Source organism: Providencia alcalifaciens DSM 30120, from assembly GCF_000173415.1.
Lineage (GTDB): Bacteria > Pseudomonadota > Gammaproteobacteria > Enterobacterales > Enterobacteriaceae > Providencia > Providencia alcalifaciens.
On sequence record NZ_ABXW01000062.1, the window covers coordinates 94,885 to 120,859 of the forward strand.

20 protein-coding genes are annotated in these 25,975 nt (G+C 43.8%); 16 read left to right on the forward strand and 4 right to left on the reverse strand.

Translation table 11 applies throughout. From position 1 onward, the window contains the following. Positions 1 to 84 precede the first annotated feature (84 nt). Genes nuoG through nuoN form a run of 8 tightly spaced genes read left to right on the forward strand, consistent with a single transcriptional unit; the run spans position 85 to position 10,110 of the window. The gene (gene nuoG, locus PROVALCAL_RS15595; protein WP_006660289.1) at positions 85 to 2,817 is read left to right on the forward strand and encodes an NADH-quinone oxidoreductase subunit NuoG; all 2,733 of its coding nucleotides are present in this window, start codon (positions 85 to 87) and stop codon (positions 2,815 to 2,817) included. Beyond that, on the forward strand, positions 2,817 to 3,794 hold the full coding sequence (nuoH, locus tag PROVALCAL_RS15600; RefSeq protein WP_006661367.1) for an NADH-quinone oxidoreductase subunit NuoH: 978 nt from the start codon (positions 2,817 to 2,819) through the stop codon (positions 3,792 to 3,794). Before nuoG ends, nuoH begins: the two co-directional genes overlap by 1 nt. Positions 3,795 to 3,808: 14 nt before the next feature. Beyond that, complete coding sequence (gene nuoI, locus PROVALCAL_RS15605; RefSeq protein ID WP_004259834.1) at positions 3,809 to 4,351, forward strand: NADH-quinone oxidoreductase subunit NuoI; 543 nt, start codon at positions 3,809 to 3,811, stop codon at positions 4,349 to 4,351. A gap of 12 nt (positions 4,352 to 4,363) precedes the next feature. Then, complete coding sequence (gene nuoJ / locus PROVALCAL_RS15610; protein WP_006660291.1) at positions 4,364 to 4,909, forward strand: NADH-quinone oxidoreductase subunit J; 546 nt, start codon at positions 4,364 to 4,366, stop codon at positions 4,907 to 4,909. Beyond that, positions 4,906 to 5,208 (forward strand): NADH-quinone oxidoreductase subunit NuoK, encoded by a 303-nt coding sequence (nuoK, locus tag PROVALCAL_RS15615; RefSeq protein ID WP_006660292.1) that lies wholly within the window; start codon positions 4,906 to 4,908, stop codon positions 5,206 to 5,208. Before nuoJ ends, nuoK begins: the two co-directional genes overlap by 4 nt. Then, complete coding sequence (nuoL, locus tag PROVALCAL_RS15620; RefSeq protein WP_006660293.1) at positions 5,205 to 7,046, forward strand: NADH-quinone oxidoreductase subunit L; 1,842 nt, start codon at positions 5,205 to 5,207, stop codon at positions 7,044 to 7,046. The genes nuoK and nuoL overlap by 4 nt, the downstream gene beginning before the upstream one ends. Positions 7,047 to 7,065: 19 nt before the next feature. Next, positions 7,066 to 8,589, forward strand: a complete 1,524-nt coding sequence (gene nuoM / locus PROVALCAL_RS15625) for an NADH-quinone oxidoreductase subunit M (RefSeq protein WP_006660294.1) — start codon at positions 7,066 to 7,068, stop codon at positions 8,587 to 8,589. A gap of 9 nt (positions 8,590 to 8,598) precedes the next feature. After that, on the forward strand, positions 8,599 to 10,110 hold the full coding sequence (nuoN, locus tag PROVALCAL_RS15630; protein WP_006660295.1) for an NADH-quinone oxidoreductase subunit NuoN: 1,512 nt from the start codon (positions 8,599 to 8,601) through the stop codon (positions 10,108 to 10,110). Between the two features lie 54 nt (positions 10,111 to 10,164). Here the strand turns inward: nuoN and PROVALCAL_RS15635 are convergent, their stop codons facing one another. Beyond that, positions 10,165 to 11,175 carry an alpha-xenorhabdolysin family binary toxin subunit B gene (locus PROVALCAL_RS15635; RefSeq protein WP_006660296.1) on the reverse strand — a complete coding sequence of 337 codons (1,011 nt, stop codon included), beginning with the start codon at positions 11,173 to 11,175 and terminating at the stop codon, positions 10,165 to 10,167. Positions 11,176 to 11,186: 11 nt separating this feature from the next. Then, a complete protein-coding gene (locus PROVALCAL_RS15640) occupies positions 11,187 to 12,398 on the reverse strand; it encodes an alpha-xenorhabdolysin family binary toxin subunit A (protein WP_006660297.1) in 1,212 nt (403 codons plus the stop codon). 675 nt (positions 12,399 to 13,073) lie between these two features. Here PROVALCAL_RS15640 and PROVALCAL_RS15645 point away from each other — a divergent pair. The 6 genes from PROVALCAL_RS15645 (at position 13,074) to menE (ending at position 20,241) form a co-directional block, all read left to right on the forward strand. Continuing rightward, positions 13,074 to 14,399, forward strand: a complete 1,326-nt coding sequence (locus tag PROVALCAL_RS15645; protein WP_006660298.1) for an isochorismate synthase — start codon at positions 13,074 to 13,076, stop codon at positions 14,397 to 14,399. A gap of 127 nt (positions 14,400 to 14,526) precedes the next feature. Then, positions 14,527 to 16,206 (forward strand): 2-succinyl-5-enolpyruvyl-6-hydroxy-3-cyclohexene-1-carboxylic-acid synthase, encoded by a 1,680-nt coding sequence (menD, locus tag PROVALCAL_RS15650; protein ID WP_006660299.1) that lies wholly within the window; start codon positions 14,527 to 14,529, stop codon positions 16,204 to 16,206. Continuing rightward, positions 16,200 to 16,973: a 2-succinyl-6-hydroxy-2,4-cyclohexadiene-1-carboxylate synthase gene (gene menH, locus PROVALCAL_RS15655; RefSeq protein ID WP_006660300.1), complete on the forward strand. Its 774-nt coding sequence runs from the start codon at positions 16,200 to 16,202 to the stop codon at positions 16,971 to 16,973. Before menD ends, menH begins: the two co-directional genes overlap by 7 nt. A 12-nt stretch (positions 16,974 to 16,985) precedes the next feature. Next, positions 16,986 to 17,843, forward strand: coding sequence for a 1,4-dihydroxy-2-naphthoyl-CoA synthase (gene menB / locus PROVALCAL_RS15660; RefSeq protein WP_006660301.1), 858 nt, complete (start codon positions 16,986 to 16,988; stop codon positions 17,841 to 17,843). Then, complete coding sequence (gene menC, locus PROVALCAL_RS15665; RefSeq protein WP_006660302.1) at positions 17,843 to 18,814, forward strand: o-succinylbenzoate synthase; 972 nt, start codon at positions 17,843 to 17,845, stop codon at positions 18,812 to 18,814. Before menB ends, menC begins: the two co-directional genes overlap by 1 nt. Next, positions 18,802 to 20,241: an o-succinylbenzoate--CoA ligase gene (menE, locus tag PROVALCAL_RS15670; RefSeq protein ID WP_006660303.1), complete on the forward strand. Its 1,440-nt coding sequence runs from the start codon at positions 18,802 to 18,804 to the stop codon at positions 20,239 to 20,241. Before menC ends, menE begins: the two co-directional genes overlap by 13 nt. Positions 20,242 to 20,295: 54 nt before the next feature. Here menE and PROVALCAL_RS15675 read toward each other — a convergent pair whose 3' ends face one another. Continuing rightward, a complete protein-coding gene (locus PROVALCAL_RS15675; RefSeq protein ID WP_006660304.1) occupies positions 20,296 to 21,735 on the reverse strand; it encodes a catalase in 1,440 nt (479 codons plus the stop codon). 335 nt (positions 21,736 to 22,070) lie between these two features. Between PROVALCAL_RS15675 and PROVALCAL_RS15680 the strand changes: the two genes are divergently transcribed. Further along, complete coding sequence (locus tag PROVALCAL_RS15680; RefSeq protein ID WP_006661376.1) at positions 22,071 to 22,613, forward strand: YfaZ family outer membrane protein; 543 nt, start codon at positions 22,071 to 22,073, stop codon at positions 22,611 to 22,613. A 206-nt stretch (positions 22,614 to 22,819) separates the two neighbouring features. On the opposite strand, the gene tyrP is transcribed toward PROVALCAL_RS15680, so the two are convergent. Beyond that, on the reverse strand, positions 22,820 to 23,968 hold the full coding sequence (gene tyrP, locus PROVALCAL_RS15685; protein ID WP_230086478.1) for a tyrosine transporter TyrP: 1,149 nt from the start codon (positions 23,966 to 23,968) through the stop codon (positions 22,820 to 22,822). A 483-nt stretch (positions 23,969 to 24,451) separates the two neighbouring features. Between tyrP and PROVALCAL_RS15690 the strand changes: the two genes are divergently transcribed. Further along, positions 24,452 to 25,792, forward strand: a complete 1,341-nt coding sequence (locus tag PROVALCAL_RS15690; protein ID WP_006660307.1) for an anaerobic C4-dicarboxylate transporter — start codon at positions 24,452 to 24,454, stop codon at positions 25,790 to 25,792. The last annotated feature ends 183 nt before the right edge of the window (positions 25,793 to 25,975 follow it).

Below are 25,975 nucleotides of genomic sequence, written 5' to 3' on the forward strand. Positions count from 1 at the left end.
TTAGCGATTGAGCAACCGCTAAACGAATTTTTAACGAAGAACGTATTTATGTTTAACGCCTGCTAACGCGGGCCTTTGGGAAGCATGCTGACTATGGCTACGATATATGTAGACGGCAAAGAATATGACGTAAACGGGTCAGAAAACCTGTTACAAGCCTGCTTATCGTTGGGGCTAGATATTCCTTATTTTTGCTGGCATCCGGCGCTGGGAAGCGTTGGCGCTTGCCGCCAGTGTGCGGTGAAGCAGTATCAAAACGCAGATGACACTCGTGGTCGCCTCGTAATGTCTTGTATGACACCGGCAACGGAAGGCACTTACATCTCAATCGATGATGAAGAAGCCAAACAATTCCGTGAAAGTGTTGTTGAATGGCTAATGACCAACCACCCACACGACTGCCCAGTCTGTGAGGAAGGGGGTAACTGCCACTTACAAGATATGACGGTCATGACTGGTCATACGATGCGTAAGTATCGTTTTACTAAGCGTACACACGTTAACCAAGATCTTGGTCCTTTCATTAGTCATGAAATGAACCGCTGTATCGCGTGTTACCGCTGTGTTCGTTATTACAAAGATTATGCGGATGGCACTGATTTAGGTGTGTATGGGGCGCATAACTATGTCTATTTTGGTCGTACTGAAGACGGTACGCTGGAAAGCGAGTTTTCTGGCAACCTCGTCGAAGTGTGTCCAACAGGGGTATTCACCGACAAAACTCACTCAGAACGCTACAACCGTAAATGGGATATGCAATTTGCACCGGGTATCTGCCAACAATGCAGTATCGGTTGTAATACCAGCCCAGGTGAGCGTTATGGTGAACTACGCCGTATTGAAAACCGCTATAACGGTTCAGTAAACCATTACTTCCTGTGTGACCGCGGTCGCTTTGGTTATGGTTATGTAAACCGCAAAGACCGTCCTCGCCAAGCACTATTCACTAAAGATGGCGTGCAGCAAGTGATTTCAGCAATTGAAGCGATGCAAAGCGGTGCGCAGATTATCAATCAAGCGAAAAAAGTGATTGGTATCGGGTCTCCGCGTGCGAGCGTTGAAAGTAACTATGCTCTGCGTGCGCTGGTTGGTGCGGAAAACTTCTATTCGGGCATTTCTGCGGACGAGCAACGTCGCTTATCGTTGATGCAAAATATCCTGCAAAATGGTGGCATCTACACCCCAACACTGCGTGAAATCGAAGGTTATGATGCGGTGTTAGTGCTGGGTGAAGATTTAACCCAGACGGGTGCGCGTATGGCGCTGTCTGTTCGCCAAGCCGTGAAGGGCAAAGCCCGTGAAATGGCAGCGGCACAGAAAGTCGCTGACTGGCAAATCGCAGCGATTCAAAACATTGGTCAACACGCCAAGTATCCACTGTTTATCACCAACGTGGATGACACGCGTTTAGATGATGTCGCGGCATACAATTACCGTGCGCCAGTGGCTGACCAAGCGCGTTTCGGTTTTGCGATTGCTAACCTGATCAACGGTGACGCACCAGCGGTGAATGATTTACCGGCTGATGTGAAAGCGAAAGTAGAAACTGTGGCTCAGGCCTTAGCAGGTGCGAAAAAGCCTCTGATTATCAGTGGTAGCCATAGCGCTAGTGATGCGATGATTAAAGCCGCAGCGAACGTGGCATTTGCGCTGAAAGCGAAAGGTGCAAACGTCGGTCTGTCTTATGTCGCATCTCATGCAAATAGCTTTGGTCTGGCGATGATGAACGCACTGCCGTTAGAAAACGCCTTTGCTCGCATTGAAGCCAAAGAAGCCGATGTTGCGATTGTGATGGAAAATGACCTTTACCGTCATAGCACCGTGGATACCGTCAATAGCGCATTAGCGAAATTGAAACACCTAATTGTGGCAGACCACCAGCACACTGACATTATGGATAAAGCGACATTAGTGCTGCCAGCAGCCAGTTTTGCTGAAGCAGATGGTACGCTTATCAACCAAGAAGGTCGTGCTCAACGTTTCTTCCAAGTGTTTGACCCAACTTACTACGATAACAGCATTGTGATGAACGAAAGCTGGCGTTGGATGCATTCACTGCAAACTGAAGCGCAGCAACGTGATGCGGATTGGTCGCAATTAGATCACGTTATTGAAGAGTGTGTGGCTGCACTGCCGCAATTTGCAGGTATCAGAGATACCGCACCAAAAGCCTCTTTCCGCATTCGTGGACAGAAATTGGCGCGTGAACCGCATCGTTACAGCGGTCGTACGGCAATGCTGGCGGACAAATCGGTTCATGAACCGCGTCAACCGCAAGATATCGACTCACCATTTGCGTTCTCAATGGAAGGGAATAACCAACCGAAAGCACCACGTCAGCAAATTCCATTTGCATGGGCACCGGGCTGGAACTCACCACAAGCATGGAACAAGTTCCAAGCGGAAGTGGGTGGACACCTGTTATTTGGTGACCCAGGCGTGCGTTTATTCAATTCCAAAGACAGTAAATTGGCTTACTTCACTGAGATCCCAGCAGCTTACCAAGGCGGTGAATCTCAATGGGTCGTTGCACCTTACTATCATCTATTTGGCAGTGATGAAACATCACAACGAGCCGATGTGATTCAGCAACGTATGCCAGAGCCTTATATCATGTTGAATGCACAAGATGCGGCGACACTGGGCTTAAATGCAGGCGTAAAAGCCGAGTTTAGCCATGCAGGTCAAACGTTTAATCTGCCAGTACGCATCAGCCAGCACCTTGCAGTGGGTCAAATCGGTTTACCTCTTGGTATGCCGGGAATTGCACCTGTCATGGCTGGCGTGTCAGTGAATAATCTGCGGAGGGGCGCATGATGGATTGGATTTCTCCGGCGGTGATGGAAGTCCTGATTTCCATCCTTAAATCAGTTGTTATCTTGCTGGTTGTTGTGACCTGCGGGGCATACATGAGTCTCGGCGAACGCCGTATTCTCGGTTTGTTCCAAAACCGTTACGGTCCTAACCGTGTTGGCCCATTTGGTATGGGTCAGCTGATTGCCGACATGTTCAAAATGCTGTTTAAAGAAGACTGGATCCCAGAGTTTGCGGATAAGAAAATCTTTACGCTGGCGCCAGTTATTGCATTTTGTTCACTGTTTTTAGCATTTGCGATTGTGCCAGTCAGCCCGACTTGGCATGTTGCGGATCTGAACATCGGAATTTTATTCTTCCTGATGATGGCAGGTCTGGCTGTTTACGCGGTGCTATTTGCAGGTTGGTCAAGTAACAACAAATACTCATTATTGGGTGCGATGCGTGCATCCGCTCAAACCGTCAGCTATGAAGTGTTCTTAGGATTGTCATTGATGGGTGTCGTCGCGCAAGCGGGTTCATTCAACTTAATTGACATCGTGAACTCCCAAGCGGGCATGTGGAACGTTATCCCACAATTCTTTGGCTTCATTACGTTTGCGATTGCGGGTGTTGCGGTGTGTCACCGTCACCCATTTGACCAACCCGAAGCGGAACAAGAAATTGCCGACGGTTATCACGTTGAATATTCCGGTATGAAATTCGGTCTGTTCTTCGTGGGTGAATATATCGGTATCGTGACAGTGTCTGCTCTGATTGTGACACTGTTCTTTGGCGGTTGGCATGGTCCATTCTTGCCTGCTTTCCTGTGGTTTGCGATTAAAACAGCATTCTTCATGATGATGTTCATCTTGATCCGTGCGTCTTTACCGCGTCCACGTTATGACCAAGTCATGTCTTTCGGTTGGAAAATTTGTCTGCCGTTGACACTGCTTAACCTGCTGGGTACCGCAGCAGTGATTTTATACAACGCTCAGTAAGGGGTGATTGAACCATGACATTAAAAGAGTTATTGGTCGGTTTCGCCACCCAAGTACGCAGTATTTGGATGGTGGGTCTACATGCGTTCGATAAACGGGAAACGCAGATGTACCCAGAAGAGCCGGTTTATCTGCCACCCCGTTACCGTGGACGCATCGTGCTAACGCGCGATCCTGACGGTGAAGAGCGTTGTGTTGCGTGTAACTTATGTGCGGTGGCTTGCCCTGTGGGATGTATCTCACTGCAAAAAGCGGAACATGAAGATGGACGCTGGTATCCAGAATTTTTCCGCGTGAACTTCTCTCGCTGTATTTTCTGTGGTCTGTGTGAAGAGGCTTGCCCAACGACGGCAATCCAATTAACGCCAGACTTTGAAATGGCAGATTGGCGTCGTCAGGATCTGGTTTATGAAAAGAATGACCTGCTGATTTCGGGTCCGGGTAAATATCCTGATTATAACTTTTACCGTAAATCAGGTATGGCGATTGCAGGTAAAGATAAAGGTGAAGCGGATAACGAAGCCAAACCAATCAACGTCAAAGACCTGTTGCCGTAAGGAGCGATATTCATGGAATTTACTTTTTATATCGCCGGTCTGGTTGCTGTTTTAGCAACTTTGAGGGTGATAACCAATACCAATCCAGTGCATGCGCTACTGTATCTGGTGGTTTCTCTGCTGGCACTGTCAATGGTGTTCTTCTCGCTAGGCGCGTATTTCGCGGGTGCGTTGGAGATTATCGTTTACGCAGGCGCCATTATGGTTTTGTTTGTTTTCGTGGTGATGATGTTGAACTTAGGGCGCTCTGTACAAGAGCAAGAGCGCGCTTGGTTAACACCGAAAACGTGGATAGGTCCCGCAGTGCTATCTGCCGTTTTACTGGGCATTTTAGTTTACGGGATCACTAGCCTTTCTCACCAAGATAAAACGGAAGGTGCAATTATCACGGCGAAAGAAGTGGGTATCAGTTTGTTTGGTCCTTACGTCTTAGCGGTTGAATTGGCATCGTTATTGTTACTCGCAGGTTTGGTTGTTGCATTCCATGTGGGTCGTGACCGTTCAGAAAACAGTGCTGATCTTGTCAGCAACAGCCGTAATGCGGGGGAGAAACAATGATACCTCTTCAACATGGTCTGATTTTAGCGGCAATTATTTTCGTAATGGGACTTAGCTGCCTCGTTATTCGCCGCAACCTGCTTTTCATGCTGATCGGACTGGAAATCATGGTGAACGCAACGGCATTAGCCTTTGTGGTCGCGGGCAGTTTTTGGGGGCAACCAGATGGTCAGATTATGTATATTCTGGCAATCACTCTGGCGGCAGCGGAGGCGAGTATTGGATTGGCGTTGTTACTGCAACTCCATCGTCATCGTCAAAACCTGAACATTGATAAAGTCAGTGAGATGCGCGAATGAACTTACTCTATTTAACGATTCTGTTCCCGCTGTTAGGGTCTGTGCTTCTCGCATTTTCCCGCGGTCGTTGGTCAGAAAATGTATCCGCGATTATCGGCGCAGGCTCAGTGGGTCTCGCCGCTCTAGTTGCATTTTATGCTGGTTCTGAGTTTCTAACTCATGAAGCTGGGTATGTTTATCCACAAATGTTATGGACTTGGATGTCTGTGGGTAATTTCACTATCCCATTTAGCTTATCCCTCGATGGTCTTTCTTTGACCATGTTAGGTGTGGTAACGGGTGTGGGCTTCCTTATTCATGTGTATGCCTCTTGGTATATGCGTGGCGAGGAAGGTTACTCACGTTTCTTCACTTACACTAACCTGTTTATCGCGAGCATGGTGGTATTAGTGCTGGCCGATAACATGATGCTGATGTATCTCGGTTGGGAAGGGGTAGGGCTGTGCAGTTATCTGTTGATTGGTTTCTATTACACCAACCCAGAAAATGGCAAAGCAGCGATGAAAGCCTTCTTCGTGACCCGTATCGGTGATGTGTTCTTGGCAATCGGCATGTTTATCCTGTACAACGAACTGGGCACATTAAACTTCAGCGAAATGGCGCAACGTGCAACTCAGCTGTCACCAGAAGGCTTATCCATGCTGAACTGGGCAACGCTGATGTTACTGGGTGGTGCTGTGGGTAAATCGGCTCAGTTACCATTACAAACATGGTTAGCCGATGCAATGGCAGGTCCAACACCGGTTTCTGCATTAATCCACGCCGCAACCATGGTAACAGCAGGTGTGTACTTAATCGCACGTACTCATGGGTTATTCCTGTTAACGCCAGACATTCTGCATTTAGTGGGTGTCATAGGCGCAGTAACGTTACTGTTTGCAGGCTTTGCTGCACTGGTACAAACGGATATCAAACGTGTTCTTGCTTACTCCACCATGAGCCAGATTGGTTACATGTTCTTGGCGCTGGGTGTTCAAGCATGGGATGCGGCAATTTTCCACTTAATGACACACGCCTTCTTCAAAGCGTTACTGTTCCTGTCCGCAGGTTCGGTGATCATCGCGTGTCACCACGAGCAAAACATCTTCAAGATGGGTGGGCTGCGTAAGCAAATTCCATTCGTTTATATTGTAATGTTAATCGGTGGTAGTGCATTGGCAGCGTTGCCGCTGTTTACCTCTGGTTTCTACAGTAAAGATGCCATCTTGTGGGGCGCGAAAGTGGATGGACAAACTGTGCTGTTATGGGCAGGTATCATCGGTGCTCTGATGACCGCTATTTATACCTTCCGTATGATTTTCATCGTGTTTCATGGTGAAGCAAAAATCAAAGCGCATAAAGTTAAAGGCATCACTCACACCGTACCACTGGCTATTTTGGCTATCCTCGCGACCTTTGTGGGTGCGATGATCCATCAGCCATTAGAGGGCGTTTTCCCTGCAAAACCAATGGAAGCTGGAGACGGTAAACTGTTTATCGAAGCTATCTCGGGTGGTTTTGCTATCGCTGGTCTGTTGATTGCGACGTTCCTCTACCTGTTTAGACGTTCTATCGTTGATGCGATTGCTAAGACAGCGATTGGTCGTTTCTTCTCTACGTGGTGGTATCACGCATGGGGCTTCGACTGGCTGTATGACGTTATCTTTGTGAAACCATTCAAAGGTATCGCATGGTTGCTCGAAAGCGATCCGATTAACTCACTGATGAATATCCCTGCACATCTTTCACGTTGGGCAAATAAAGGGCTAGCAGTGAGTGAAAACGGTCAGATCCGTTGGTATGTTGCCTCTCTGGGGCTGGGTGCAGTGCTGATTCTTGCTCTGCTGCTTTTGGTTTAATTAAGGGACACATTGCGCCATGCAATTATATTGGCTAATACTTATTCCCTTTATCGGTGCCCTGCTAAGCTGGCAGGCTGACCGATTCAGTCACCGCGCACCTCGTTGGGTTGCGCTGGGGACAATGGGAACGACGCTGATCCTCGCAGTACTATTTTGGCTGCAAGGGGACTATTCGCTGGTAAACCCACAAGGTATTCCAGAGTGGCAGAATACATACTCAACTGAGTGGATCCCTGCGCTGGGTATCAACTTCTCGCTAGCGGTTGATGGGTTATCTCTACTAATGGTGGTATTAACGGCCATTATGGGAGCGTTCTCCATCCTCAGTTCGTGGAGCGAACAGCAAGAAAACCAAGGTGCTTATCACTTTAACCTGCTATGGATTATTGCGGGTGTGATGGGGATCTTTACTGCGGTTGACCTGTTCTTATTCTTCTTCTTCTGGGAGATGATGCTGATTCCGATGTACTTCCTGATTGCGAATTGGGGACACAAAGGTTCAGGTAACCGTCAGCATGTGAATGCCGCGACAAAATTCTTTATCTATACACAAGTCAGCGGTTTAATCATGCTGGTGTCGATTATTGGCTTAGTTATCGTTCACTTTATTGAGTCCGGTGAGCTGACATTCGACTATAACTTGTTACTGGGTACGGAAAGCGCGCTGTCTGGAACGACTAGCTTCTTACTGATGCTGGGCTTCTTTATTGCTTTCGCCGTCAAAATGCCATTAGTGCCATTCCATGGGTGGATGGCAGATACCCAAGAACAATCGCCAACTGCGGGTTCCGTGGATATCTCCGGTATCATGCTGAAAACAGCGGCATATGGCTTATTACGCTTTACGTTACCTCTGTTCCCAGAAGCGTCACTGCAATTTACACCTGTGGCGATGACACTGGGTGTTATCAGTATCTTCTACGGTGCATGGTTAGCGTTTAAACAGACAGATATTAAGCGTTTAGCGGCGTACAGTAGCTTATCTCATATGGGATTTGTCACTGTGGCTATCTACGCAGGATCAACGCTGGCGTATCAAGGCGCTGTGGTCCAAATGATCACAAACGGTCTGTCCGGTGCAGCGCTGATTATTATCAGTGGTCAGCTTTACGAGCGTACTCAAACGCGTGATATGCGCATGATGGGTGGGTTATGGAAGCGCATCAAATGGTTACCGGGTTTATCCTTGTTCTTTGCAGCAGCAACGTTAGGTATGCCAGGCACTGGTAACTTTATCGGTGAATTCATGATCTTCTTCGGTAGCTTCAGCCAATTCACATTAGTGACCTGCATTATGGTATTTGGTGTGGTGTTTGCCTCTATCTATGCACTATGGATGATGCAGCAGACTTACTACGGAACGCCGAAATCAGACACTGAACTGAAAGGGCTAACCGCCCGTGAGTTTGGTGTTCTACTGGTTCTGGCGGCTTTATTGGTTATCATTGGTTTCTACCCTCAGCCTATCTTGGATACATCAGCGGGCTCGATGGAAACACTGCATAACCTGTATTCTGCTTCACTTTCAACACAAGGGTAGTAATTCGCCATGACAATAACACCTTTAGAATTGTTAGCAATGCTGCCGTTGATCCTCGTTGGATTAACTGCAGTGATTGTGATGCTGTCAATTGCGTGGCGGCGCGATCATTTAACCAGTGCCGCGATAACAGTGGTTGGCTTTCTTTTAACGCTAGTTTCACTGATTTGGGTTTACGGTTATACCTTTCCGACAGAGCTGGGCGAAGAAACACTCCTACCAAGAGCAGTGACTTCACTGCTGTTAGTTGATGGTTTTGCACTGTTCTACTCAGGATTGGTTCTGATCGCGGGTATGGGTACGGCTATCTTTGCTTATCATTGGTTAGACGGTTTTAATGATAACAAAGAAGAGTTTTACTTATTACTGACCATTGCAGTAACCGGTGGAGTGTTACTGGGGATGTCGAACCATATGGCGTCGATGTTTATCGGTATTGAATTGATCTCTATCCCACTGTTCGGTTTAGTGGCTTATACCTTCGAACGTAGTCGCACTTTAGAAGCGGGTATCAAGTACATGGTGTTATCCGCAGCAGCCTCTTCATTCCTGCTGTTCGGTATCGCTTTGTTATACGCAGAATCAGGCAGCTTAAGCTTTAGCGTCGTCGGTCAAAGTTTAGCGAATAGCAGTGTTCATGCTCCGCTGATTTTAGTTGGTTTAGGAATGATGATTGTGGGCTTTGGCTTTAAATTATCGCTGTTCCCATTCCAATTATGGACACCTGATGTTTATCAAGGTGCGCCAGCACCGGTTGCGGCTTTCTTAGCAACGGGCAGTAAAATTGCTATTTTTGCCGTATTGGTTCGTATCTTCTTAGAAGCACCAATCGCCCATACAGATGGACTGGCGCAAACCGACACATTATTAGTGGTTGTCGGTGTGATTGCAGTCGCTTCGATTCTGTTTGGTAACTTATTAGCACTAACTCAGAAGAGCGCAAAACGTTTACTCGGTTATTCATCTATCGCACATATGGGTTACCTATTGGTGACATTAGTGGCAATGCGTGTTGATGCACAATTAGCACAAGTCACTATTGCTATCTATCTGGTGAGCTACTTACTGGCAAGTTTGGGGGCATTTGGTGTGGTCAGCGTGATTTCAAGCCCATACTGTGGTGATGACCAAGATGATTTTAGTGCGTTCCGTGGTTTATTCTGGCATAAGCCGGTATTAGCGTTGGTCATGACGGTAATGCTGTTATCTCTGGCGGGTATTCCAATCACACTCGGATTCATCGGTAAGTTCTACGCGATTCTTTCTGTGGTTTATGCGGAACTGTGGTGGTTAACGGGTGCTATCGTGGTAGGTAGTGCATTAGGGTTATTCTACTATCTGCGCTTTATGGCGAGCTTATATAGCCGTGATGCAGAGCATGCAGATCGTTATACTGGTCCAGAAAAAATGACATTAGGCACAGTGTTTGCTGCTGTGTGTGCAATTGCGGTGATTGTGTTTGGTCTGTGGCCACAACCGATTATTAATATTGCAACATTAACAATGGCGGCAGTGAACTAAGTTCTTATCTGCTTCAAGTAAAAGCCCCGTTACTTTACAGTAACGGGGCTTTTTTTAATCCGGTAATTGCCGTTGATATTGGTATTCAATGTCATTTAAATAGGTCATGAACATTTGACTCATGGTTTTAATATGTTCAAGATTTAGACACTCTTCAGATATCTTTTCACTCATAAAACCACACCAAGATTCCCAATAGGATTTTAAAGCGCCAGTCTGTGTGATAATGGTTTGTTTGTGGCTCTCAATTTGGCTAATATCATTGGCATAGCTTATGATTTGGGAGATCCGAAATATATTATTATCAATCGTATTGATTTCTTCACGTGCTTCAATAATTTGGTCACTAACATAGATTCTGACATCCACAAGTTGGGAAAACTCAAGACCATCATCAACCATAGTGAGCAGGTTGCGTATATAACTAATAGCGGCTTTTAAAATATCTTTTTTATTGGGTTGAATATCAATAGAATCAATTAACTCTTTACCCTGAAAATACTTATCGAAGAAGTCTGTAATTCTATGCTTTAAGATAATCTCTTCTGCTGCAAGAATAATCGAAAGATGATTGTTTAATTCATTAATTTTTGATTGTTTTCCATTTTTAGAATTGACCAAAAATTCTTTTTGTTTCAGATATTGAGAATGTTTCAATTTATTAGGTTCATTTAAATGGAATACTAGTAGTGATTCTAGAGCATAGCGGGTTTTTGCAATAAGCTTTTCCAACTCTGATTTAATATCTAATAAGTCATCAATAAAGCCGGTCATGACTATCTTCCGTCTAATGTCTGAGTAGGCATCATTATTGTCCTCTAATGTAAGTAACTCATAGGCATCATTCTTTATAATGTAATTTAGTTTTATTTTCAGAATAGGGACTGAATTGCGAATGAGTTCATTAAGCCTTTCAACTTTAGCAGCAATTTTTTGAATTCGACCATAGATGATATAATCATAATTGAGAATATTTTTATTGAAAGAGCTAATACTATTTGAAATACACCTTAATTGATAAATATCAATGGAGGGTAACATAGGTAAATCAAGATTATCATGCATATTAACGCCTTTTATTGTGAATTTTTTTCACTGATTTGTAGCTCGTCAAATAGCTTAATCAAATGAATTGAATAGTCTTGAATAGCGGACCAAGACATGATGATACGTTTGAATTGCGTGATAAATTGGATCAGTTTTTCTGCATTATTTATCCTTGCAAATATATCAATAGATTGTTTGATTTCTGTGAGGATCACCAGCCACATATAATCTAAATGGTCAATTGCGAGACGAGCATCTTTAAATAAGCCATCAATTTTCTGTAAATTAATTTGGATATCGAAAATGGTTTTTTGTAATAACTGCTCTTGATGCAATTTATGGTTTATTTCTTCAATCTCTTTAATCAGCATATTTTTTCGATGACGAATATTTTCTGCTTTTGAACCAAAAATACTGCCTGTGATGATTAAACCTATAATGCCGCCTGCAAGTCCTGTAAAGCAGAGTTTGATAAAGTGGCTATATTCTTGCTCGAGTTGGTGCAGTTCATTTTTCTTAAAAGTAATCAATTCTTTTAAGAATGACTCATTATTACTTGGATCCTCTTTAGATTCTAATTGTTGATATAGTCCTTTTAAAGTGAAAAGTAATGATTCTACATGGGTATAGTCTGAAAGATATCCACCAGTAATATAGGCGCGAAAATCAGAGACTGTATTTTTAATATGAATGGTTTTAATTGACTGTTGTTTTATATCTCCTTTAATTAAATGTAAAATACTTAAAAGTTCAGTGGCAATTTGTTGGTCATCATTTTGATAAGTAATCTGACTTAAACTTTCTTCAGATAAATCCTCTAAGGTATCAGAAATTTTTTTAATAATCGGCATGTGATTAATATATTCAAGAACTTGACCGCCAGTTTGCATGATATTTCGACTTGTTAGCGATAAATCGATGGATTGTTCTTTAACTTTCAATTCGACATTATTCCAGGAATTAGCATGCTTGCGAATATCAATGATGATATCCATTAGTTCAATTGCAGGAAGTGATGCGCTATTTTCATCATTAATACCAAACCATTTTAAGATGTCACTGTCTTTTACCGGAAGTGCCAATGCGAATTGAACATGCCGATGAATACTGATGAGGTCTTCAAGGGTGAATATACCCGCTGATCTTGCGGATAGAGAATCTTGATTGGTTAATAATGCAAGAGTTGCGTCACCAATACTTTCCTTTTCAATGATTCTGTCATAATTAAACTGAGTATTCATTGTGGATTTCCAATTAATTGAATGAAGATAGAATGATAAAATTAGAAAACTAATTATCTTTTCACTTATATGACGATTTGTTTTTTGAATATTTCATTGTTAATAGTTGTAATTTTCTAATCATAATGAGTTTTTAATGGTCATGATCAGGAGGATTTACTCTTTCAAGTTTATAGTTCATAACCTACTAGAAACGTAGAGCTTACGTTGATATTAAAAAATGAAAATCCTCGCTAAAAAATAACTCCTTGGTTGTAGTTTTTAATATTTAACAATTAATCTAGTTACCGTTATTCAGACAGGTAAAAATGCGAATCATGTAAAAAAATAGATTTCTATATTCAAATTAAAAGTACTGAAATAGAAAGTCTATCCTCTAAAAAAAGATAAGAATAAAAATAATTTATAATATAAATTATTGCTATTTTATATTTTCTATCTGTTTCTGAGATTTTCATTTAAAGTGAGATAGCGAGAAAAAAGCTTACTTAACATTTTGATAATCAATAATTTTTGTGGTCTTAAATGACTTGCAAAGTACCACTTTCGCTCTCTTTGCGGCTGTTTTTTGAACGGATTATGTCATTAATAATGAATGTGTTAATAAATTACATTGCGATATATAATAATTATAAGTAAATCGATGTCGTTGTGATGTAGCAGTGGGAATCTAAAGTGACAAAAACAAAAATTGATAAATTATTAACTGAAATTCTGAATCATTTGTCGACATTAGTACTTAATCCTCACGAATATACCCGTTTAGTGTGGCAAATGGACACGAAAGAGGTATTCCCAGGGTTAGCATGGTTATCAGCCCAAGATAGCTATCCTCAGTTCTATTGGTATCATCGTACCGGTTCCGAAGAGTGCAGTGCTTTGGGTACGGTAAAATCGTTTAATTCCATCACTGATGCCGAACAATTTATCGCTGAACATGCAGAAATGCCAGATATGCGATTATGGGGTTTGAATGGTTGGAACGCAGTGGGTGAAGGGATTAGCGATGCGCTTAAACGGGAATCCGCATTCTATTTTTTACCTCGCTTAGAAATATTTCGTTTACGTTCCGCCGTTACGGTGACATTAAACATCGACGGTGCTGAAGACATACCGCATGCAATGGCATTTTTACAGCAGCTGAAATCAACATCGAATACGTTGTCTATACTATCAACTGAGATTATTGGGCAGCAACATATCCCCGATCATGATGAATGGTGTGAGCGATTAACTGGCGCTATCCAAGATATGCGCGCAGGTAAAATGGAAAAAGTCGTGATGGCGAGGGAAACGATATTATCGTTAACCCAGCCTATTACTGTCGCTGAATTTTTATCCGCCAGCCAAAAGGTCAATCATCATTGTTACCATTTCATGATGGCCTTTAGTGCTCACTCAGGGTTTATGTCATCGACGCCAGAACGCCTTTATTTGCGCCAAGGAACTCAACTTAACTCAGAAGCATTAGCCGGAACCGTCGCAAATCATACTGATGATGTGATTGCGGCTGAAAATGCTAAGTGGTTAATGGAAGACAGTAAAAACCAACATGAAAATTTGGTGGTGGTTGATGATATTTGCCAACAGCTACAAGGTGCAGTTACAGGTATTGACGTTTCATCTGCAAAAGTTATCCGCCTTCGAAAAATCCAGCACTTGTATCGCTCTATCGCGGCGACATTATTAACGCCTTCGGATAGCGACTGTTTACAACGTTTACAACCAACGGCTGCGGTCTGTGGTTTACCTCGCTCAGTGGCACGTGAGTTTTTAGCTCAGCATGAACCGTTTTCTCGAGGATGGTATGCGGGAACGGGAGGTTTTGTCAGCTTGAATCGAAGTGAATTTGCGGTTTCGCTGCGTTGTGCTCAAATTGATAATAGACAAATTTCGCTCTATTCAGGCGCGGGGATTGTGAGAGATTCAGATCCTGAACAAGAATGGGAAGAAATTGAAAACAAAGCTGCTGGGCTAAAGTCCTTACTCAAAACACACTAAAAACCCTATAGCTAAAATGGTTATTTCTTTTTTATTTTCAATTAGTTCATGAAAAATTGTTCTGAGATCAAGAAATTTTTCTTAATCCTATTACACTCAGCATCATGAATAATTTACCGAGCACATTATGTCTAATTCAGCATTTAATCTCCGTTGGGCTGAGGTAATTATTGAGGCGCTCGCCCGTCACGGAATGAAAAATATCTGTATTGCACCAGGATCTCGTTCCACACCATTGACGTTGGCAGCGATCAATAACACGAAACTTCATTGCCATACGCACTTTGACGAGCGCGGATTAGGGCACCTTGCGCTAGGGCTTGCGAAGGCGAGTAGCGAGCCTGTTGGCGTTATTGTGACTTCAGGGACTGCGGTAGCCAATCTCTATCCGTCTCTCATTGAAGCTGGATTAACAGGGGAAAAAGTTATTTTTCTCACCGCCGATAGACCGCCTGAGTTGATTGATTGCGGGGCGAATCAGGCTATTCGCCAAACTCATATTTTTGCGAGTCATCCTTTCGAAAATTTAATGTTGCCAAGACCAACCCGTGATATTTCCGCAAAATGGCTGGTTTCTGCGATTGATAATGGGATGAATCAGTTGCGACATGGTGCATTCCATGTGAATTGCCCTTTTGCTGAGCCATTGTACGGAGAAACAGAAGGCGATACTGACTGGCAGGCAAGTTTAGGTGATTGGTGGCAATCATCCCATCCATGGTTGATTGAGCCATTGACCCATACTGTAGCTCTGGTTGCTGATTGGTATTTCTGGCGTCAGAAAAAAGGCGTGGTAGTCGCCGGGCGTATGAGCAGCAGTGATGGCGAGCTCGTGGCTAAATGGGCTGCCGAATTGGGGTGGCCACTTATTGGTGACGTACTTTCTCAAACCGGGCAGCCTTACCCTTGTGCTGATTTATGGTTACTGCACCCGAACGCTAAGGCTTGGCTAGATGAGGCTGAATTAGTGGTGCAATTTGGTTCAAGCCTGACTGGAAAACGCGCATTGCAATGGCAAAGTCAATGTCATCCCCAAGAGTATTGGATAGTGGATTCAATACCGGGACGTTTAGACCCAGCCAATCATCAGGGGCGCAAGCTCACGTGCAGCATTAAAGGATGGTTGGAACAACACCCAACTCAGCCACGTAGCCCATGGTGTGCAGATCTTGCTGATTTAGCGAATCGTACTTCACAACATATTGAAATACAGTTGAAAAACCAATTTTCAGAAGCTGCAGTCGCGCATCAATTGCCCGATCTTCTTCCTCCTCGTGGGCAACTTTTTGTGGGGAACAGTTTAATTGTTCGTTTAATTGATGCCTTCGCCCAGTTACCGGCAGGATATCCTGTGTTCAGTAACCGTGGCGCAAGTGGTATTGATGGGCTGATCTCGACGATGGCAGGGGTGCAACGCGCTACCGCTAAACCGACGTTAGGTATCGTTGGTGACATTTCAGCGCTGTATGACCTAAATAGTTTAGCGTTATTACGTGAGCCTTCCGCGCCGAGCGTCTTGATTATCGTGAATAATAATGGTGGGCAAATATTCTCCATGTTGCCAACGTCACCTGAGGCTCGACAAAATTATTACTGCATGCCTCAAAATGTGAGTTTTGCTGGCGCTGCGATGATGTTTGGTCTGCAATATTGCGCCCCGACAGATTGGACAAGCTTAAAAGAGACGCTTGATGAATTTTGGCATAACCAGCATGGAACGCTGCTTGTTGAGCTGGTGGTTGACGGTGATGAAGGGGCTCGCACTCTGAAAAAATTACTGCAAGAAGTGGAAAGTTTGCCGTGTTAGCCGCGCACAGTTATCCCAGCCAAGAAAAAAATGACCAAACACCTTGTTTAGTGTTTCTGCATGGGTTGCTGGGAAGTGCTGATGACTGGTCATCCATTGTGGAGGCTTGCCCCAATTACCCCCGTTTAGTCGTCGATTTACCGGGGCATGGTGACTCGTGTCACATTACTTGCCAAGGTTTTAGTGATTTTAATCAGCAATTGTCTCGCTTGCTGGAGCAGTACACCGTTCAACGGTTTGTTTTGGTCGGTTATTCACTCGGTGCTCGTTTGGCGATGCATTTTGCCTGCTTTGCAAATCATAAAGGATTACAAGGCTTGGTGATTGAAGGTGGGAATGTGGGTTTACAGAATGCACAAGAACGCCAAGCTCGTGAGAGTCATGACCATCAATGGGCGGAACGTTTTCGCCACCAACCTATTGAGCGAGTACTGAATGACTGGTATCAGCAAGCCGTTTTTGCCAATCTTACCAACGAACAACGTGCTAATTTGGTTGCATTACGCGCCCTGAATAATCCCTTAGCCGTAGCGGATATGTTGGAAAATACCTCATTATCCAAACAGCCGTTTTTAGTCGAACCCTTGATGCATTTATCGGTCCCTTACTGCTATTTTTGCGGAGAAAAGGACCAAAAATTTCGAAGCGTTTCGCAACAATATGCATTGCCGTTTACGCTAATTAAGAATGCAGGGCATAATGCGCATCGGGAAAACCCCCAACATTATGTGATTGCACTTCACCATTTTTTATCACACTGTGGTTAAAGGAACTTGATAATGATTTATCCAAGCGAAGAAAAATTGTACGCACCGATTGAGTGGCAAGATTGCTCAGAAGGTTTTGAAGATATTCGATATCATAAATCCCCTGAAGGGATTGCTAAAATCACCATTAATCGCCCTGAAGTGCGTAATGCGTTCCGTCCACAGACCGTAAAAGAGATGATCCAAGCATTGTCTGATGCGCGTTATGATGACCATGTTGGCACAATTATCCTCACTGGCGAAGGCGAAAAAGCCTTCTGCGCAGGCGGTGACCAAAAAATCCGGGGTGACTACGGCGGCTACCGTGATGAAAGCGGCACACACCATTTGAACGTATTAGATTTCCAACGTCAAATTCGTACTTGTCCGAAACCTGTGGTAGCAATGGTTGCGGGTTTCTCTATCGGTGGCGGTCATGTTTTACACATGATGTGTGACTTAACTATCGCGGCTGATAACGCTATTTTTGGTCAAACAGGTCCAAAAGTAGGCTCATTTGATGGCGGTTGGGGCGCATCTTATATGGCGCGTATTGTCGGTCAAAAGAAAGCACGTGAAATTTGGTTCTTATGTCGCCAATACAATGCACAAGAAGCCTTAGATATGGGACTGGTCAATACCGTTGTTCCTTATGCTGATCTCGAAAAAGAAACTGTGCGTTGGTGTCGTGAAATGTTGGAAAACAGCCCAATGGCATTACGTTGCCTGAAAGCTGCCTTGAATGCTGACTGTGATGGTCAAGCCGGTCTGCAAGAATTAGCAGGTAACGCGACTATGCTGTTCTATATGACGGATGAAGGTCAAGAAGGTCGTAACGCATTCAACGAAAAACGTGCTCCAGATTTCTCTAAATATAAGCGTAATCCATAATGAGAAAAGCCAAACTTTACTCGTTCAGCCTGCCCATGGAGGCAGGCGTTATCCTTCGCTATCAACGACTGAAAACTCGAGATGGGTTATTAGTGTGTTTACAAGATGGGGATAGCGAAGGTTGGGGGGAAATTTCTCCTTTACCTGAATTTAGCCGTGAAACATTGGAGGAAGCAACTGCTGAAACCATCGCATGGCTAAATGGATGGGTGAATGAAGGCACAATGACGTCAAGCCATTTACCTTCTGTCGCCTTTGGCTGTAGCTGCGCGTTAGCGGAATTAAAGGGCGAACTTCCTCAACAAGCCGACTATCGTAAAGCGCCGTTATGTAGCGGTGACCCTGACGATCTAATCCTCAGCCTTGATGCCATGGAAGGGGAAAAGGTGGCTAAAGTGAAGGTGGGGCTCTATGAAGCTGTACGTGATGGTATGGTGGCTAACTTGTTATTGGAAGCCGTTCCTGAACTCAAATTGCGTTTAGATGCTAATCGCAGTTGGACTCGGGCAAAAGCGGATGGCTTCGCCAAATATGTGAATCCTGATTACCGTAGTAGGATTGCTTTTCTTGAAGAACCCTGCAAAACCCGAGAGGAGTCTTTGCAATTTTCTGCGGATACCGGCATTGCCATTGCATGGGATGAAAGTGTACGAGAAGACGGTTTTAAAGTGGAAGCACAAGCGGGTGTTGCTGCGATCATCATTAAACCAACACTAACTGGCAGTTTGAGTTATTGTCGTTGTTTAGTGGAGCAAGCGCATCAGTTAGGTATGCAGGCAGTCATCAGCTCGTCCATTGAATCCAGCTTTGGTTTAACTCAGTTAGCGCGCATCGCAAATTGGCTGACGCCTGATACCATTCCGGGGTTAGACACCGTTTCACTGATCCAATCTCAGTTGATTCGACCATGGCCTGGGTGCCAAATTCCTGTTCAACAGTTAGATGAACTGACGGTTGTATGGCAGAGTTAACCCCATCTACTGTAACAGAATCCACGATTACACCATTCACTGACTGGCCTTGGCAGCACTGGGCCAGTCTTCAGCCAAATGCAACGGCATTACTGACTGACACTGAATCAGTCTCGTGGTATGAGTTAAACCAACATATTGCTGATTTAGTGACTTACTTTGCCATGCAAGGGGTGAGCGAAGGGCAATGTGTGGCGTTACGTGGTAAAAATTCGGTAGATTTGTTACTCAGCCAGCTAGCACTGATCGCTTGCGGGGTGAGGGTGTTACCACTTAATCCCCGTCTTCCTGAGCGGTTGTTAAATGACTTACTTCCGCATCTTGATATTAGCGCAGTGATTGATTTTACGAATGAGCACAATGTGTTATCGGATTATCGGCATTTGGATTATCAACTGCATGCTCATTTTACTGAGTATGATGATTTTCCTTCTATTTGTTTTCAGAATACCTATAAACAACCTGCAACGTTAATTTTAACCTCTGGCTCGACAGGGTTACCTAAAGCGGCCGTTCACAGTGTTTCAGCTCATCTCAATAGCGCAGCAGGTGTCCTTGATGCCATGAATTATCAACAAGATGATTGTTGGTTACTTTCATTGCCATTATTTCATGTTTCTGGTCAAGGCATTGTGTGGCGCTGGTTATTCAGAGGGGCAAAAATTGCCGTACGTTCAACACCATTATCCGAAGCGTTACAAGGTGTGAGTCATGCATCATTAGTGCCGACACAATTATGGCGATTGCTGAATGATACAATGCCTGAGCAAGTCGCATTAAAAGAAGTTCTACTTGGTGGGGCAATGATCCCAACGACATTAACTGAACTGGCTGCTTCGCAAGGCATTGTCTGCTGGAGTGGCTATGGTATGACAGAAATGGCGTCAACGGTTTGTGCGAAACGCGCGGATGGTAAAAAAGGGGTTGGTTTACCACTCAAAGGTAAGCAAGTTCGCCTTGTGGATGAGGAAATCCAAATCCAGTCAGATAGTCAATCATTAGGATATTGGTTTGACGGGCAACTGCATCCCCTAAAACGGGTTGATGGCTGGTTTAAAACGAATGACAAAGGCGCATTCATAGAAGGTGAATATCAGATTTTAGGGCGTCTAGATAATTTGTTTATCAGTGGTGGAGAATGTGTCCAGCCTGAAGATATTGAGGCAGTCATTAATGGGTATCCTGATGTACACCAAAGCTTTATTATTCCGGTTGATGATGTGCAATTTGGACAACGACCTGTTGCGGTGATTGAAGCTGATGAATCAACTGACTTAACCATGCTGGCGGATTGGCTAAAAGATAAATTAGCACCCTACCAGTTTCCGATGGTATTTTATCGTTTAGACCCGGATTTGAAAGCGGGGGGAATTAAAGTGTCTCGCCAGCAAGTTAAGCGGTGGGTTTTGGCTCAACGTACCGTATGAACAAATAAAAAAGCGCTAGAGAATTCTAGCGCTTGGTGTGTTTAAAACACAAGATTATTTCAGTGCATTCAACGCTTTTTCAACTCCAGCACCATATTCAGGGTGCACTTTCTTAAACAGGTCAATTTGACGTTTTTGTGTCTCTTCTGATGCTTCAATCAACTCACCAGCTAAACGTTGGAACATACGCTGATGTTCCGCATCATCCAGTAATTCATACAGAGCACGCGGTTGGCTGAAGTAATCTTCGTCTTCGCGATGATTCCAATGATCGGCTGCCCCTTCAATGGATAATGGGGGTTCGCTGTAATCTGGCTGCTCTTGGAACATTCCTGCGCTGTTTGGCTCATAAGTGACGGTATTACCGCTATTTCCATCCACACGCATTGCACCATCACGATGATAATTGTGGAATGGGCAACGTGGTGCGTTAACTGGGATCTGATAGTGGTTGATACCTAAACGGTAACGCTGAGTATCCCCGTAAGAGAATAGGCGACCTTGCAACATTTTATCTGGGGAGAAACCGATCCCCGGAACGATGTTTGCTGGGCTAAATGCCGCTTGTTCTACATCAGAGAAATAGTTGTCTGGGTTGCGGTTCAATTCAAAATAACCCACATCAATTAATGGGTAATCTTTATGTGGCCAAACTTTGGTTAAATCGAATGGATTATAAGGTACGGTAGATGCCTCTTTTTCCGGCATGATCTGAATTTGTAAGTTCCAGCGAGGGTAGTCACCACGTTGGATTGATTCAAATAGGTCACGCTGAGAACTTTCGCGATCTTTACCAATTAACGCTTCGGCTTCGTCGTCCATCAGGTTTTCGATGCCTTGTTGGCTGCGGAAATGGAATTTTACCCAGAAGCGTTCATTGTTAGCGTTAATAAAGCTATAGGTGTGGCTACCAAAGCCGTGCATGAAGCGATAGCTTCTTGGCAGTCCACGGTCACTGACATCAATGGTTAACTGATGAAGAGACTCGGGTAAATGAGAGAAAAAGTCCCATTTGTACGCCATACTGCGCATGTTGGTATAAGGGCAGCGTTTTACCACATGGTTTAAATCAGGGAATTTTAGTGGATCGCGTAAGTAGAAGACTGGGGTGTTGTTACCGACCATATCCCAGTTACCTTCTTCGGTATAAAACTTCATCGCGAAGCCACGAATATCACGCTCTGCATCGGCAGCGCCGCGCTCACCAGCAACGGTAGAGAAACGAACAAACAGATCCGTTTTCTTACCGATCTCGCTAAATAATTTAGCGCGAGTATAGCGAGTAATGTCATGGGTTACCGTAAAAGTACCGAATGCACCTGAACCTTTGGCGTGCATACGACGCTCAGGGATCACTTCACGGTCAAAGTGAGCGAGCTTTTCCAAAAACCACACATCTTGCAATAACATCGGACCACGCTTACCTGCAGTCATCACGTTATTGTTATCCACAACAGGTGCACCTGAAGCGGTAGTTAGACCTCTTTTTTTCATCACAATACTCCCAAGCTATTAGATTTATAGACTACACAAAAGTAACTAACTGGATGAATATTTGTAGAATATCACTTCATCTCTATAATAAACTTGATGAAGAGTATAATAAGCAAAGAATTAATTAGCTAATCGCTCTGACCAATCACTGTAATCATAGTCCGAGGTTTTATCAGAAAAAGGCGGGCGAGATTGAAGTAAACTACTGATCAATTTCACTTATTGTGCGTTACAAGGTGTTCTAACGTAAATTTAAGCAAAAAAGACTGAGTGTGTGCAGTAAATCACGTAACATCGTCACGATACTTCAATTTTTAATAATAAAGGAAATAATGATGCGCAAAGTTCTTTTAGCTGTTGCAGCGACCTCTGCATTTTACATGGGTGCTGCTCAAGCCATTTCTGCTGATTTCAGCGCGGGTGAACATTTTACAGAATTAAGTGCTGGTTTAGGAACTCAAGGTTCAGGTTTAGCCTTTAATGGCTCTTGGGCACGCAGTGACCACAATGGTGAGTTAGGTAGCCTAGGGGCAACTTTCGGTCTGCCATTAGGACCATTCAATGCCTATGTCGGTGGTAAAGCACTCTATTTATCTCCTGAAGATGGTTCCAATGGTGCGGCTGCAGCGTTAGGCGGTGGTTTAAGCTGGCAAGCTCTGCCATCTTTAAGTTTCTATGGTGAAGCGTACGGCGCACCAGAATCACTGACTTCAGGTAGCAAATCCTACATGGAAGCGAAAGCTGGTGCTCGTTACACCGTATTTAAACCACTTTCAGTGGATGCAGGTTACCGCCTGATTGAAATGAAAGGTGCACATGATGATCGTAATGAGAAGTTAGCAGACGGATGGTATGTAGGCGCCGGCCTGTCCTTTTAATTTTTCTTCATACTTCACGTTGTAGCGTTGTTGGCTGCTCTTGCTAACCCTAGTCACATACTTGTGTATGCTCCTAGGGATTAGCGCGTTTGCCGCCTAGCTACAACATGAACTATTTTGAAAAATAGATTGAGACATTTTTAAAAGCTTAAAAAGCAAAACACCCCATATTGGGGTGTTTTTTTATGAGTGAAATTTTGTGGGGATTAACCAACATTCGGTAGGAAGCCGGCCACGATGGCAAATTGGATAGCGATGACCGCAATACCGCAGAGCAGAACTAAACCTAAAATTGGTGTGCCACCTTTGACGCGATAAACTCCTTTGGCCTCTAATTTACGAACTCGCATCGTTAACAGTGCTGGGATAATTAATGCGAGGACAGATAATGCGACTGCGGCGTAAGTTAATGCCTGTACAAAGCTGCTGAAGAATAGTGCTGCGAGTAACGGCGGTACAAATGTTAATAGCGTCGTTTGCGCGCGACCAGCAAAGTTATTACTACGCTTAAACAAATCTGCAAGGTAATCAAATAAGCCCAACGCAACGCCTAAGAATGAAGTCGCTAATGCTAAGTCCATAAACAGTGCAACAGCCATGTTCACTCGAGGAGTCGCGACGACATCACGGATTGCCGTTAATAGCCCATTTAATCCGGAAGATTGTGCCAAGATACCCATAAAAGTATCGGATGGGATAGCACCAAGGGTTGCAATTTGCCATAAAATGTAGGCGACGAGCGGGATCGCACTCCCTGTAATAAAAATGATACGCAGCTTACGTACATCACCATTCATATAATTGACTAAACTTGGTACGCTTCCGTGGAATCCAAAAGAGGTAAAAATGACTGGCACCGCGGCTAATACAAGACCTTTTTCTAGCGGCATAGTGCTTAAGTTAATCGCCTCTGCATGGGGCATCATGACGGCAAGCATAATCACTAAGAAAATCGTTTTGGCTGTAAACAGAATGCGGTTAATGAAATCAACAGAATGCGTACCCACGCAGACTATTGCACCACCCACAACAGTAAACATAATAATGGCACTTTGAGTCGAAACAGTAACTCCCCACCAAGAAGATAGGCTATCAGCGATCAGCACGCCCGCACCGCCAATATAGGCAGTCGTCAGAGCGTACATCAGCAATAGCATACTCAAGCCAGTGACAATTTGACCGACAGGACCGAGGTATTTTTTCGCGACACTACCGAGACCCATATTGGCAGGATTGTGTTGATAAACCTCGACGAGCAGCAATGAGGTGTAACTCATCAGCATCCATAAACCAATTAATAAACAGACTATTCCAGTGAAGCCAACACCTGCTGCCGCTAGCGGCATTGCTAGCATTCCTGCACCAATTGTTGTTCCTGCTACGATCAAAATACTGCCAAGGGTACGATTCTTCACAAATTCCTCTGATTGAATTCGGGTTATTAATAATTTAAGCAGATTATGCGATTGCGTTTATCCTGTCAAATCTGAATTACAGCTAGTGTAATGTATTATTTACATCAAAAATAAGAGACAAGATTCCTTAATGATTGCGTCGGAAAGTGTGTTGATCGTGAAGTGTAAAAGCGGGTTAATGAAGCGGAATTTATGTGAAATTTATAGATTTTAAATGTTAAAAATAAGAGTGTATTAGATTGATTTTACTCATTATGTTATTTAACTGAGCATTATGGCAGCAACTAAAGGCAAATATTGTGATGGAGGCAAAATATTGCGAATGAAAATAAAACAATATTGTTTTTTAAATTAATATAAATCAAATTAATAAGTTAAGACCATCTGGATAATAGTGGAAACCTATAAATAAAGGATGGACCTATGGACTTTATGATTCAACTTGCCATTATTCTTGTCTGCTTGTTCTACGGAGCAAGAAAAGGGGGGATGGCGCTCGGACTGCTAGGTGGTGTGGGCCTAGTTATTCTCGTCTTTGGTTTTGGTTTACCGCCAGGAAAACCGCCTGTAGACGTCATGTTAGTTATTATTGCTGTTGTTGCCGCATCAGCAACCTTACAAGCCTCAGGCGGTTTGGACGTTATGCTACAAATAGCAGAACGTTTACTGCGTAAAAATCCAAAATACATTTCCATTGTTGCACCTTTTGTCACCTGCATCTTAACCATTTTGTGTGGTACAGGGCATGTGGTGTATACCATTTTGCCCATCATTTATGATGCAGCGATCAAAAATAATATTCGCCCTGAAAGACCGATGGCGGCGAGTAGTATCGGTGCGCAGATGGGGATCATTGCCAGCCCTGTTTCTGTGGCAGTTGTTTCATTAGTTGCGATGCTAAATGGCGTTTCTATCAATGGTAAATCTTTAGAATTCTTAGATTTACTCGCGATTACCATCCCATCAACGTTAATTGGTATTTTAGCCATTGGTATCTTTAGTTGGTTCCGTGGGAAGGATTTAGATAAAGACCCTGTTTTTCAAGAGTTTATTTCTGTTCCCGAAAACCATGATTACGTTTATGGCGATAGCGTCACGCTACTAGATAAAAAGTTACCGAAAATCAACTGGGTAGCAATGTGGATTTTCTTAGCGTCTATCGTCGTCGTGGCATTGCTGGGGGCATTCTCGGAATTAAGACCATTGATTAACGGTAAACCATTATCCATGGTTCTGGTCATTCAGATGTTTATGCTGCTGGCGGGTGCACTGATTATTATCATTTGTAAAACCAATCCAGGGCAGATTTCTAAGAACGAAGTGTTCCGTTCAGGGATGATAGCGATTGTTGCCGTATATGGTATCGCATGGATGGCTGAAACCATGTTCGGTGCCCATATGGATGAAATAAAAGGCACTTTAGGTTCATTAGTGAAAGATTTCCCATGGGCTTATGCGGTTATCTTATTATTAGTCTCTAAGTTTGTTAACTCTCAAGCTGCAGCATTAGCCGCAGTAGTACCAATTGCATTGGGTATCGGTGTTGATCCTGCGTATATTATTGCATCTGCGCCAGCGTGTTATGGTTACTACATCCTACCGACTTACCCAAGTGACCTTGCTGCTATCCAGTTTGACCGTTCGGGTACAACACGTATTGGTAAATTTGTTATCAACCATAGCTTTATCCTGCCAGGCTTAATTGGGGTAGGTGTATCCTGTGTGTTTGGATGGATTTTTGCCGCGATGTACGGTTATTTATAAAAATCTCCATCATACTTAAAGCCGCAGGGGTGTTAGCTTCACTTAGCTAGCCGGGGGCTCCCCGTCTAGCTTCGTTTGCAGCCTACCTATAACTCGAATTATTTTGGGTATTATTTTATAAGCAAAAAGCGATTGCTCGAGTCATCAAAGCAGTCGCTTTTTATTATGTTATGGTTAGATACA

Excerpts from the sequence above, each read along its gene's own strand:
- menC (WP_006660302.1), top strand. The coding sequence starts at position 17,843 with ATGAGAAAAGCCAAACTTTACTCGTTCAGCCTGCCCATGGAGGCAGGC.
- nuoL (WP_006660293.1), top strand. The coding sequence starts at position 5,205 with ATGAACTTACTCTATTTAACGATTCTGTTCCCGCTGTTAGGGTCTGTG.
- tyrP (WP_230086478.1), bottom strand. The coding sequence starts at position 23,968 with ATGCTAGCAATGCCGCTAGCGGCAGCAGGTGTTGGCTTCACTGGAATA.
- PROVALCAL_RS15680 (WP_006661376.1), top strand. The coding sequence starts at position 22,071 with ATGCGCAAAGTTCTTTTAGCTGTTGCAGCGACCTCTGCATTTTACATG.
- PROVALCAL_RS15640 (WP_006660297.1), bottom strand. The coding sequence starts at position 12,398 with ATGAATACTCAGTTTAATTATGACAGAATCATTGAAAAGGAAAGTATT.
- nuoI (WP_004259834.1), top strand. The coding sequence starts at position 3,809 with ATGACATTAAAAGAGTTATTGGTCGGTTTCGCCACCCAAGTACGCAGT.
- menD (WP_006660299.1), top strand. The coding sequence starts at position 14,527 with ATGTCTAATTCAGCATTTAATCTCCGTTGGGCTGAGGTAATTATTGAG.
- PROVALCAL_RS15690 (WP_006660307.1), top strand. The coding sequence starts at position 24,452 with ATGGACTTTATGATTCAACTTGCCATTATTCTTGTCTGCTTGTTCTAC.
- nuoJ (WP_006660291.1), top strand. The coding sequence starts at position 4,364 with ATGGAATTTACTTTTTATATCGCCGGTCTGGTTGCTGTTTTAGCAACT.
- nuoN (WP_006660295.1), top strand. The coding sequence starts at position 8,599 with ATGACAATAACACCTTTAGAATTGTTAGCAATGCTGCCGTTGATCCTC.
- menB (WP_006660301.1), top strand. The coding sequence starts at position 16,986 with ATGATTTATCCAAGCGAAGAAAAATTGTACGCACCGATTGAGTGGCAA.
- nuoM (WP_006660294.1), top strand. The coding sequence starts at position 7,066 with ATGCAATTATATTGGCTAATACTTATTCCCTTTATCGGTGCCCTGCTA.
- nuoH (WP_006661367.1), top strand. The coding sequence starts at position 2,817 with ATGGATTGGATTTCTCCGGCGGTGATGGAAGTCCTGATTTCCATCCTT.
- menE (WP_006660303.1), top strand. The coding sequence starts at position 18,802 with ATGGCAGAGTTAACCCCATCTACTGTAACAGAATCCACGATTACACCA.
- nuoK (WP_006660292.1), top strand. The coding sequence starts at position 4,906 with ATGATACCTCTTCAACATGGTCTGATTTTAGCGGCAATTATTTTCGTA.
- PROVALCAL_RS15675 (WP_006660304.1), bottom strand. The coding sequence starts at position 21,735 with ATGAAAAAAAGAGGTCTAACTACCGCTTCAGGTGCACCTGTTGTGGAT.
- PROVALCAL_RS15635 (WP_006660296.1), bottom strand. The coding sequence starts at position 11,175 with ATGCATGATAATCTTGATTTACCTATGTTACCCTCCATTGATATTTAT.
- nuoG (WP_006660289.1), top strand. The coding sequence starts at position 85 with ATGCTGACTATGGCTACGATATATGTAGACGGCAAAGAATATGACGTA.